This is a genomic window from Nocardia sp. NPDC003979 (genome assembly GCF_053605015.1).
Genome location: NZ_JBSGIJ010000001.1, coordinates 326019 through 336619, shown reverse-complemented (window position 1 = coordinate 336619; position 10601 = coordinate 326019). Strand labels below are relative to the sequence as shown.

General features: G+C 67.8%; 9 protein-coding genes. 6 read left to right on the top strand and 3 right to left on the bottom strand.

The features are described 5' to 3' along the window. The first annotated feature begins 179 nt into the window (after positions 1-179). Positions 180-1646, top strand: a complete 1467-nt coding sequence (eccD, locus tag ACWEVR_RS01335; protein ID WP_452465358.1) for a type VII secretion integral membrane protein EccD — start codon at positions 180-182, stop codon at positions 1644-1646. A 144-nt stretch (positions 1647-1790) separates the two neighbouring features. After that, on the top strand, positions 1791-2546 hold the full coding sequence (locus ACWEVR_RS01330; RefSeq protein WP_452465357.1) for a potassium channel family protein: 756 nt from the start codon (positions 1791-1793) through the stop codon (positions 2544-2546). On the opposite strand, the gene eccB is transcribed toward ACWEVR_RS01330, so the two are convergent. Continuing rightward, on the bottom strand, positions 2543-4021 hold the full coding sequence (gene eccB / locus ACWEVR_RS01325; RefSeq protein WP_452465356.1) for a type VII secretion protein EccB: 1479 nt from the start codon (positions 4019-4021) through the stop codon (positions 2543-2545). The genes ACWEVR_RS01330 and eccB overlap by 4 nt on opposite strands. Before the next feature lie 113 nt (positions 4022-4134). Here eccB and eccE point away from each other — a divergent pair, with 113 nt between their 5' ends. Further along, a complete protein-coding gene (gene eccE / locus ACWEVR_RS01320) occupies positions 4135-5784 on the top strand; it encodes a type VII secretion protein EccE (protein ID WP_452465355.1) in 1650 nt (549 codons plus the stop codon). On the opposite strand, the gene ACWEVR_RS01315 is transcribed toward eccE, so the two are convergent. After that, positions 5772-6314 carry an NADPH-dependent FMN reductase gene (locus ACWEVR_RS01315; protein WP_452465354.1) on the bottom strand — a complete coding sequence of 181 codons (543 nt, stop codon included), beginning with the start codon at positions 6312-6314 and terminating at the stop codon, positions 5772-5774. The genes eccE and ACWEVR_RS01315 overlap by 13 nt on opposite strands. 107 nt (positions 6315-6421) lie before the next feature. On the opposite strand from ACWEVR_RS01315, the gene ACWEVR_RS01310 reads away from it, so the two are divergent. Next, complete coding sequence (locus ACWEVR_RS01310) at positions 6422-7411, top strand: GAF domain-containing protein (RefSeq protein WP_452465353.1); 990 nt, start codon at positions 6422-6424, stop codon at positions 7409-7411. A gap of 11 nt (positions 7412-7422) precedes the next feature. Here the strand turns inward: ACWEVR_RS01310 and ACWEVR_RS01305 are convergent, their stop codons facing one another. After that, on the bottom strand, positions 7423-8235 hold the full coding sequence (locus ACWEVR_RS01305; protein ID WP_452465352.1) for an S-methyl-5'-thioadenosine phosphorylase: 813 nt from the start codon (positions 8233-8235) through the stop codon (positions 7423-7425). Positions 8236-8364: 129 nt separating this feature from the next. Between ACWEVR_RS01305 and ACWEVR_RS01300 the strand changes: the two genes are divergently transcribed. After that, positions 8365-8700 (top strand): metal-sensitive transcriptional regulator, encoded by a 336-nt coding sequence (locus tag ACWEVR_RS01300; RefSeq protein WP_067641208.1) that lies wholly within the window; start codon positions 8365-8367, stop codon positions 8698-8700. 219 nt (positions 8701-8919) lie between these two features. Next, positions 8920-10599 (top strand): acyl-CoA dehydrogenase family protein, encoded by a 1680-nt coding sequence (locus ACWEVR_RS01295; protein ID WP_452465351.1) that lies wholly within the window; start codon positions 8920-8922, stop codon positions 10597-10599. Positions 10600-10601 lie beyond the last annotated feature (2 nt).

Genomic DNA, 10601 nt, shown 5'->3' with positions numbered 1-10601 from the left:
AAGACTCCCCCTGCTTGACTACTCGCTGTCTGTCCTCGCGACGGGCTCAGTGTAGAGGTCGCGGCCGACATGTCGTATGGTTCGTCAGGCATTCTGCTGTCCGAACGGTGGGTTCCGCAAACTGTCGGCCGCTGACCGGTCGAGCGGAAACGCGAGGTAGAGACGGAGTTGGGGGAGTTTTGACGCACGCGCGACTCGATCATGTGGAAGAGGATTCCGCGCGCGGAATCGTTCGCGCACCCGACCTTGCCCGGGTGACGATTCTGGCCAAGCACACACAGGTCGACATGGCGATTCCGGTGGACGTCCCGGTCGCGCTCGTCATCCCGAGTGTGGTCGACATGGTCGCCGCGCACAGCCGCTCCAACGACTTCGACAACGACGGCGAACGCTACGAACCCGCCGAATGGGTCCTGGCCCGCATCGGCCACCCGCCCTTCTCGAACTCGCTGAGCCTCGGGGAACACGGCGTGCGCGACGGTGAGCTGCTGATGCTCGAGAGCGCCTCGCACACCGCGCCGACGCCGCTGTTCGACGACATCATGTACAACGTCGCGATCGCCGACGCCGAGCACTACCGCAGCTGGACTCCCAAGACCGCGCGCATCACCGGTTCCGTGCTCGCCGCGCTCACGATGCTGGTCGGCTGCTTCGGCCTGCTCGCCGCCCCCGACGGTGTGCCGTTCTGGGTAAGCGGGTCGCTGGCCCTGTTCGTCGCGGCGCTGTGCGTGATCGCCGGGACCGTGCTCAGCCGCATGTACGGCGACACCTCCGCCGCGCTTGTCCTCGGCGGATGTGCCCTGCCGACCGCGTTCACCGGCGGCATGATGCTGGTGCCCGACCACTACGGCTGGGCGAATCTGTTGCTCGGCGCCGCGCTGTTCGGTGCGACGGCGGTGCTCGCGTGGCGGGTGACCGGGGTGGGGCTCGCGCTGTTCATCGGTGCCGCAACGCTTTCGGTGTTCGTCGTTCCCGCCGCACTCGTCGGTCTGCTCACCGATCAGCCGGTGAAGGCGATCGGCGCCGTCGTCGCGGCGCTCGCGCTCGCGGGTCTCTCACTCTCGCCGCGTGTTTCGATGCTGCTGGCCAAGCTGCCGCTGCCGCCGGTCCCCTCCCCCGGCACCCCGATCGACCCCACCGAGGACGACCCGGACGACCACCGCGCCCTGCCGACCCTCGACAACCTGCGCGCCCGTTCGGAACGGGCCCGCAACTACCTCGCCGGGCTGGTCAGCGCGACCACGCTGGTCACCGTCGTCGGAGCGCTGCTCGCGACGAACCCGTCCGCCGACGATCCGTACTGGCCAGGCATCGCGCTGGCGCTGGTCTGCGCGGTGGTGCTGATGTTCCGCAGCCGCACCTACGCGGGCGCCGAGCAGGCCGTCGTGCTGATCGCGGGTGGTTCGGCGATCGTGCTGCTGATGCTGATCGGTGTCGCGGTCGGGATGGAACAGCCGCTCGTGGTGTTCGGGGCCGCGCTGGTGATCCTGGTCGCCGCGCTGATCATCGGCCTGATCGTGCCCAACCAGTCCGCCACCCCGCCGATGCGCCGGGCCGCCGAACTCATCGAGTACGGCTTCGTCGCCGCGGTGCTTCCGCTGGTGTTCTGGGTCGCCGATCTCTACTCGCTGGTGCGCGGTCTGTAGCTTTCGCACGGACGGGGCTGCCGCCCAACGGGATTCGACCGGTGGGCAGGCAGCCCCTTTTTCGTCGGTCCGGCACTGTCCTCGGCGGTGGGCCGGGCGCGCTACTGTCCTGCTCAGACGTGTAGTCCAGCGAGGCAGGTACCCATGACAACGACAACCGAGCGGCCGCTCACCCGGCGGCAACGCTGGGAGCAGCGCACCAACCTGCCGTTGATGGTGCTCGCGATCGCGTTCCTGCTCATCTACGCCTGGCGGGTACTCGACACCCAGGCCTCCCCCACCCTCGACGTCACCCTGATCTGGGCCGATGTCGCGATCTGGGCGGCGTTCGCGGTGGATTTCGCGGTGCGGCTGTATCTGTCGACCGACCGTGGCCGATTCGTCCGCAAACACCCGCTCGACCTGCTCGTCGTCCTTGTCCCACCGTTCCGGCCGCTGCGACTGCTGCGCGTGGCACTACTGCTGCTCGACAGCCTCAACCGCGCGACCAAACCACGCACCCGGCTGATGACCTTCGTCGCGACGAGCTCGCTGCTCATCCTGCTGCTGTGCAGCCTGGCGTTCTTCGACGCCGAGTACGGCGCACCGGACAGCAAGATCAAGTCCTTCGCCGACGCGCTGTGGTGGTCGGCCGTCTCGGTGACCACCGTCGGCTACGGCGACGTCTACCCGGTGACCCCCGAGGGCCGCCTGGTGTCGCTGGTCCTGATGACGCTCGGCATCGGCCTGATCTCCTTCGCCATCGGCACCATGACCAGCTGGGTGGTCGAGCAGCTCAAAACCGTCGACGAGGTAGCAGACCGCACCGAACGCACTCTCGCCGAACTGGTCGACGAGGTGCGTTCGCTGCGTGCCGAGGTGGCCGAGCTGACCACCGACCGGGAAACGCGTGGCGGCTAATTCACCGACGCGACAGGCTGTTTCGCGGGTGAGGGATCGGGCGACACACCGTCGTGCGCGACCATCGCGTCCTCACGGCCGAGGCTCGGCCCGCCGGCGAGCAGCCCGATGATCGCCCACGGCGCCGGTTCGGCGGTGACGTTCTCGAGGCCGAGCGCCTTCACCGCTTCGGCGTTCTTGATGCCGAAGCGCACGCCGGTGTCGGCGATGTAGAACAGGCTGTCCTTGCGACGGCTGTCGGGCTCGATGCCGGTGGACTGCACGTAGGCGCCGACGCCCGGCGGAATGTAGACGGAGTCGGCGTTCGGGCCGACACCGTCGGCCTGAGCCAGGTCGACGAGCTTGGCCTTGTTCGGGATCGGCATGTCGATTCCCGTGATCAGGGAAAGTTCGGCGCGAGCGGTGCTGTCGTCGTTGTCGGTGGCACCGGCGATCGGCTTCCAGGAGATGCAGCTGACCGGCTGGTCCTTGGCGGTGATCAGGGTCGGCCGCTCGGCCGGATAGTCCTGGACCCGCAGGGTCTGCACGTGCGGGGCGAAGGTCTTGTCCGTCGCCTGGATCGTGGTGCCCGGCATGACCGTCGGGTAGAAGTTGCGGATGATCTGGGCGGTCAACGCCGAGACCGCCTGCAGTCCCTCGTGGAGCACGACATAGTTCTGGTTGGGCTCGTTGAAGACCTGGACGACGTCACCGATCCGGTGGCCGCCGACTTTGTACGGCGGGGTGCCGCCCGGGTTGTCGATGACCGGGGTGATGATCGGCAGCATCTCGGGAATCGCGTTGAGCAGTCCCTCGCTGATCGGGCGCGGCGTTTCGCCGCTGATGCCGAGCGCCTGGGTGACCGGCGGGTCGTCCATCTTCACGCGGGCCCGCTTGCCGTCGTAGATCAGGTAGGTGGCGTCCTTGCCCTTGACGAGCATCGCCTTACCGGTGTCGACCTTGGACGCCTTGTCGCCGAGTTCGGGGGTGCCCGCGAGGACTGAGGTGGTGAGGTCGGTGCTGCCGTCGGCCTTGAGCCGGTCGCACACCGACCAGGGCCTGCCCTTGCCGTCCTTGTCGTACTGGATCGACGAGGGGGCGCCGGGGATACCGACGAGCTGACCGCGCGGCTTCTTGCCGAGTTCGGACTCCTTGACGATCACCGCTTTGGCCGCCTCACCCGCGGCCAGGCGGGCGGAGGCGAGGTTGAGCGCGGGGTGGACGACATTGTCGATCACCACGTAGACGCCGCCGGATTCCTTACCGATCAAGATCTTGTTGTCGCCGATCTTGTCCTGCGGTTTGAGCAGGGCGAGCACGCCGCAACCGGCGAGAACGACGATACCGAGAACCAATCCGACCACATAGGCACGAGTTTGGGCGCGCATCGGATCGTGCAGCATGCGCACGTCGCGCCGTACAAGGGCGTGCTCCATCCGCCGCACCAGGAAGCGGTAACCGCTGACCTGCCAGCGCGTAGTGGGTTTTGAAGGCATGGTTCCTCCCCCGAACAGTGCTCTTGTCCGGGCAACACAGTACAGTTCCCGGCAGCACTTGTTCGCATTCGGCCATCGGTCGATCGGTAATCGGGTACTTGGGGGAGGAACGAATGGCCGACTTCACCGGTGCGGGTCCGCGTCCGCTGTTCGGTCGGATTTCGCTGCCGCATCTGCTCATCGCGCAGGTCCTCGGTCTCGTCGCGGGACTCTTCGCGCTGGTGGTCGGCCTCGGCGCGTTGCCGTCGCTCGGGGTGGCGGTCGCGGTGATGCTCGTTCCGCTGATCCCGATCGGCAAGCGCACGATCCTCGACTGGCTCGCCACCATCCGCGGTTACGCGAGCAAGCGGGATTACACCCTCGGTGACACCGTGGATTTCCGTGGCGCCGACGGCCGTTCGCTCGGGCTGTACTGGGACGGCAGCCGGGTGGTCACCGTGGTCGAGGTCCTGCCGCCCAAGGGCGGACTCACCCGGATCGCGCGGACCGCCGTGCACGCCTCCCACCTGCTACCCCTGCCCGAGCTCGCCGCCTGCCTCACCCAGCACGACATCCTGCTCAGCGGCATCGACATCATCAGCCACGGCCACCGCAGCCGCTCCGGCACACCCGCGGGCGCGATCTACGAGTCGCTGCTCGGCCCGCTGCCGGCCACCGCGCATCGCACGGTGTGGCTGGCGATCAGCTTCGACGCGGTGCAGTGTCCCGAGGCCGCGGCCCGACGCGGCGGCGGTACCGAAGGCGCGTCCCGCGCGGTCACCATCGCCACCCAGCGCATCATGCGCACGCTGGAAGACGCCGACTGCAATGCCCGCATCCTCACCGCTCCCGAAATCCGGAAAGCCGTGCAGCAGATCACCGTCGGGCTCGATCCGCGCACGCTCACCCAGCGCTGGAAGTACGCCGAGATCGGCAACGCGGTCAATATCGGCAGCGCGGTCGACCCCGCGCAGCTCGGCTCGGACCTGCTCGCCCAGCTGTGGGTCGCGCCGTCGCGCGGCACGACCGTCGCCGTGCGGCTGCGCCCGGGTAGTGACGCCGAATCGGTGAGCGTGGGCGCGGCCTGGCGCCTGACCGCGCGCGAACTGCCCGAGAAGGCCAAGACCAAGGGCATGATCTCGATGAACGGGCGCCACCGCGACGCACTGCTCGCGCACCTGCCGATCGCGGTACCCGGCGTCGACGACACGGTACCGACCACCGAGTACCCGATCGACGTCATCGGCGCGCTGCACCTGCCCTCGGCCGGGTGCGGGCAACTGCTCGGTTCCGACGAGGAGGGCAACGGTGTGGCGACGCGCATCATCGGCGCGGGCATCTCCACCGTCTACGTCGCCGGCGAGCTGTACCTGGCCCAGCAGCTGGTGTTCCGTGCGCTCGCCGTCGGCGAGCGGGTGCTGATCCGCACCGATCGCGCTCAGGCCTGGGAGCAGCTGGTGACCACCGTCGGCAACCCCGAGCGGTTGACGATCGCGGTCGAAACACACCAGTCCGATGCGGGATTCACCGCGACCATCGTCGACGGTGTGCTCGCGCCTGCCCCGCACGCCGGTGTCACCACGATCTACCTCACCGCCGACCCCAACGGCTGGCCCGCTTCCCGCCCCGATCTGGAGATCTACCAGCCGGGTGCGGTCGGCAACCGGGTGGTGCTGCGGACGGGCACGACAAGGGTGAACCTCACGCTGGTCTCCATCCCGCGCGAGTCGACCTACATCGGTCAGCCGCGCGGTCAGCGGGCGATGGCGTCTCAGCCGGGATAGGTCGGCCGCGCTTCCCGCAGCACCCTTCCCCACCAGGCCAATTGGCGAAGCATCCGCTCGCGGGCATCGACCGCCGCGCCGTCGGTGGGGTCGAAGTGCCGTTTGGCCTGGGCGAAGCTCACCGATTCGCGCACCGACACCATGTGCAGTTCGGCGACGACCTGCCGCAACTGCTCGACCGCGCGCAATCCACCCGACAGCCCGCCGTAGGACACGAAACCGATCGGCTTGGCCCGCCATTCGTGTTTGGCGCTGTCGAGCGCGGCCTTGAGCGAGGCCGGATAGCCGTGGTTGTACTCGGAGGTGACGACCACGAAGGCGTCGGCGGCGCCGAGCCGTTCCCGGAATGCCGCGACCCGCGGGGTTTCGGTGAGTTCGGTCGGCATCGGGTGATCGATCAGATCCAGCACCCCCACCTCGAATTCCGGCCGGTCGGCCAACGCATCGAGGAACCAGTCGGCCACCACGGGCGCGAACCGGCCGGGCCGGGTGCTGGCGACGATGACCTCCAACCGCAGTGGTTCATCCATACCCTGAGCCTATCGATGCTGCCCCGGCGCCGATGCGAGCGGGCGGATCAGGCACGATGGTCACCGTTCGTTCATGTTCCGGCGACGTGTGACGAAGGGGGACGCTCATGATTCTCGACCGCTGGCAGTTGGTGGAAACACTGGGGGAAGCGCATACCTGGTCGATGCTCACTTCGGGCACGACACCGCGCGAGTGGACGTCCTACGAGCGGGCGATCTCGGCGCAGTTGCGGCCCTTGGTCGTGGCCGCCTACGACTCGGGCGAACCGGTCGACAAGGTGCTGCCGAAATCGCGTAAACCGTGGTCGGAGCACCGCTTTCGCGCGGTCCCCGTGGTGTGGCCTGGTGCGGCGCCGCATGCGGTGAAAATATGGGTGGGCAGGCAGGCGCCCACCGAGGAGCTCGGTGTCTCGCCGTTCCGGATCGACGCGCGCACCCGCCGGGTGAGCAGCAGGCCCGGCGGCCTCGGCGCCCATTTCGGTGCCGAACCGAGGGAGTACCGTGGCGCCGAGCCGTATCAGCTGGTGGAACGCTTCGACGCCGCGCTCGATCTCGTTGCCGCACTGAACCGTTCGGAACCGGGCAGTCGCTGGTCGGGAATCGCCACCATACGTTCCGGGATCGGGCCTCGATCGATGCTGATCGCCACCCGCAACGAGACCGACGACCGGTTCCAGTGGCGTGGTGTGTCGATCGACGTCACCGACAGCATTGCGCCACAACCGAAATCACTCGAGGCGACCACCCTCGAATTGCTGCGCGACACCCAGCCCGGACTGTATCTGGCCATCATCGACACCGTGCAGGCGCGTCCGGTGCGGTGGGTGACCGAGCCGCTGCCCGGAGTGCGCTGGCACCGCGTCGACGACCGCGACATCCCGCACCCCGAGGACCGGGTCAGGATCCTCGAGGTGCGCGAGCAGATTCTGGCCGGGGCGACGAACGCGACACTGCCGGGACTACGGCTTGCCACCGAGTCGGGTGGGTGGCTGGTGGCCGACGTCGAGGTGTCACCCCTGCCTGGCGCGCCCGGTGACGGCACGCCGTTGTTCGTCCTGGCTCAGGTGCGACTTGCCCCGACGCAGTTCGAAGGCTGAGCCAGATCGTCTCAGGGCAGTTCGAAGGGCAGTGACACCCCGGCGTGCACCTGGCAGCGCTCGCAGGTGTCGGTGCCGTCGACGGCCGCCACGGCGCTGCGCATGAGCTCCTTGAACGGGCCGAGGTTCTTCTTGAACTCCGCGAACACGTCGACCGCGTGCACGCCCTGGCCCTCCTCCAGGCCCGCGTCCAGATCGGTGACCAGAGCGACTGCGGCGTAGCACATTTCGAGTTCCCGAGCCAGGACGGCTTCGGGGTGGCCGGTCATATTGACCAGGTCCCAGCCCTGCCCGGCGAACCAGCGGCTCTCGGCCCTCGTCGAGAAACGCGGGCCCTGCACCACGACCATCGTGCCCGAAGGTTCGACCCGCAACTGGCCGGCACCGGCCGCCTTCACCGCGGCGCCGCGCAGGTCGTCGCAATAGGGGTCGGCGAAGGAGACGTGGATACCGCCGCCGTCGAAGTAGGTCTGCGGCCGGCCCGAGGTGCGATCGACGAGCTGATCCGGTACCGCCACGGTCCCCGGCCCCCAGTCGGCGCGCAGGCTGCCGACCGCGCACGGCGCGAACACCCGGCGCACGCCGAGCGAACGCAGCGCCCACATATTGGCCTGGTAGGGCAGGGTGTGCGGGGCGTATTCGTGCTGCTTGCCGTGGCGCGGGAGGAAGGCGACGTGGCGGCCTTCCACCTCGCCGATCGCGACCGGGGCGCTCGGCGCGCCGTACGGTGTGTCGACGTCGACGTGCACCGCGTCGTTGTCGAAGAAGTCATAGAAACCGCTGCCGCCGATGACGGCGAGGGCGGGCCGGGGATGCGAACTCATACTGCTGATTCTCCCGTCCGGCCTGGTCGCGAGGAGCACCGGGACCACATCTGACAATTCCCCCGCGAAACTGTACCCTAGGGGGGTATCAGCTCGCAGCCTGCGGGCCCGACGCACGAGGAGATCACGGTGACCACACCCACCCCCGACACCGCGCCCGCCGACGAGCACGCCGGCCACCACGGCCACGGCTACATCACCGCCAAGGACGACTACCTCAAGCGCCTGCGCCGCATCGAGGGCCAGGCCCGCGGTCTGCAGCGCATGGTCGAGGAGGAGAAGTACTGCATCGACATCCTCACCCAGGTCTCGGCCATGACCAAGGCCCTGCAGGCGGTTGCGATGGGACTGCTCGAAGACCACATCAGCCACTGCGTCGTCGACGCCGCCGTCGCGGGCGGACCCGAGGCCGAGGCGAAGATCAAGGAAGCCACCGACGCGATCGCGCGACTCGTCCGATCCTGAAAACCGCGTCTGCCTGCAACGTCTGTTGTGAAGTGACAATTCACAGAATTGGCGTAATCCGCTGTGCAACAATGCATTTTCGGTATTCAGGGGCGCCGTGAACCTGTTCTTCGTGGCGCCCACGTGAGAGCAGGATCGATGATGATGGCGCAAAGCAACACGGCAGATACCCCTCTTTCGGAACTTCTCCGCCACGGTGAGCGAGATTTTCAGGAACGGTTGCAGCAACTGCTGATCGACCCCGACTACGCCATCACCGTGCACCAGGGCCAAGCGCAGCGGCGCGAGAACGCCTACGCCCAGCTGCGTGACCTGGTCAAGGAACTCGGCAAGGCCAGCGATGTCGCGACCAACCTCCCCCAGCTGTTCGCCTTGTTCGACTGGTCCGCGGTGCTGGCGACCGACCTCATCCCATTGATCTCGGGCCACTTCAACCTGGCCTCGGGATCGCTGTCCACGCTCACCGACTCCGATTCGGCGGCGCCGTACCTGCACGACCTCGACGACGCCACCGCGATCGGCGTCATGCTGCTCACCGAGTACGGTTGCGGCTCCAACATCGGCTTCATGCAGACCACGGCGACCTGGGAAGACGGCGGGTTCGTCATCAACACCCCGAACCCGAGGGCCCGCAAGTTCATGCCGAGCGTCGGTATCCCGGTCTCGCGCGTGTGCGTCGTCGGTGCCCGCTTCATCGACTCAGCGGGTGTCGATCAAGGCGTGCACCTGTTCACCGCGCGTCTGCGGGTGGCCGACGGCACGGCCGCACCCGGTGTCACGATCACCCAGCTCGACCGGCAGCCGCTGGTCATCATGGACAACTCGGTCATCAGCTTCGACAATCTTCGCGTCGACCGCAGCGCCTGGCTGGGTGGAAACCTGGCGACCATCGACGACAACGGTGTCCTCACCTGGAACGACGAGGACAGCCAGCGCCGCTCGTTCGCTTCCGCGATCAGCCAGCTGACGGTCGGCCGCCTGGCCCTCGCGTCCTGCCTGAACGCCACCGCGCGGGCCTCGCTCTACATCGCGCTGCGCTACGCCGCCAAGCGCGCGGTGCCGTTGACGCCGACCGCCACGACGGTCATGGCCGACATCCCGCACGTGCGCAACACCCTGCTCACCGATCTGGCAGGCACGATCGCGCGCACCATCTTCGGCAACGCGGTCAAGACCTCCCTCGCCAACAGCGACCTCACCGATCGCGACACCGTCGTCTCGGTGATGCTGGCCAAGCACTTCATCCAGCTGCACGCTCTGGACACGGTGACCCACTGTCGCATCAAGATGGGTGCGCAGGGCATGTTCAGCGCCAACCGGGTCGCCGACTACATCGGCGTCTGCCACGCGGCCATCACCGGCGAAGGCGACTGCCATGTGCTCGGCTCTGTGGCCGGTCGCGTCCTGGCCAGGCACCTCGCGGGCAAGGTACCGCCGCAGACCGGTCTGCACGATCCCGCCGTCACCACCGATCGCCTCGGCCTGTTCACCGCGCGCACGCTCACGATCGTGCAGGAAGCCCAGCAGCATCTGGAATCGGGCGACCTCGCGGATCGGCTCGCCGTCATTCCGGAAGCGCTCGAACTCGCCGAGGCCTACAGCGCGGAGGAAGCGTTGCAGCTGCTGCACCGGTACGAGCACCTACCCGAAATCGCCGCCGTGCGTGACGTTTTCGCCCTGCACTACCTGGATCAGAATGCCGCGTGGTATCTCACGCGCGGTTACCTGGACGTTGCCGCTGTCGAAGGCATCAAGCAGCAGCTCCGGGACGCCATCGACACGCTCGCCGACAACGTTCCGACCCTGCTCGATTCCTTCGGCTTCGACGACGAGATCCTCGGCGCGCCGGTGCTGTTCGACGATCTACCCGGCGCGTGGGAGAGCCGCATCAACAGCTGATA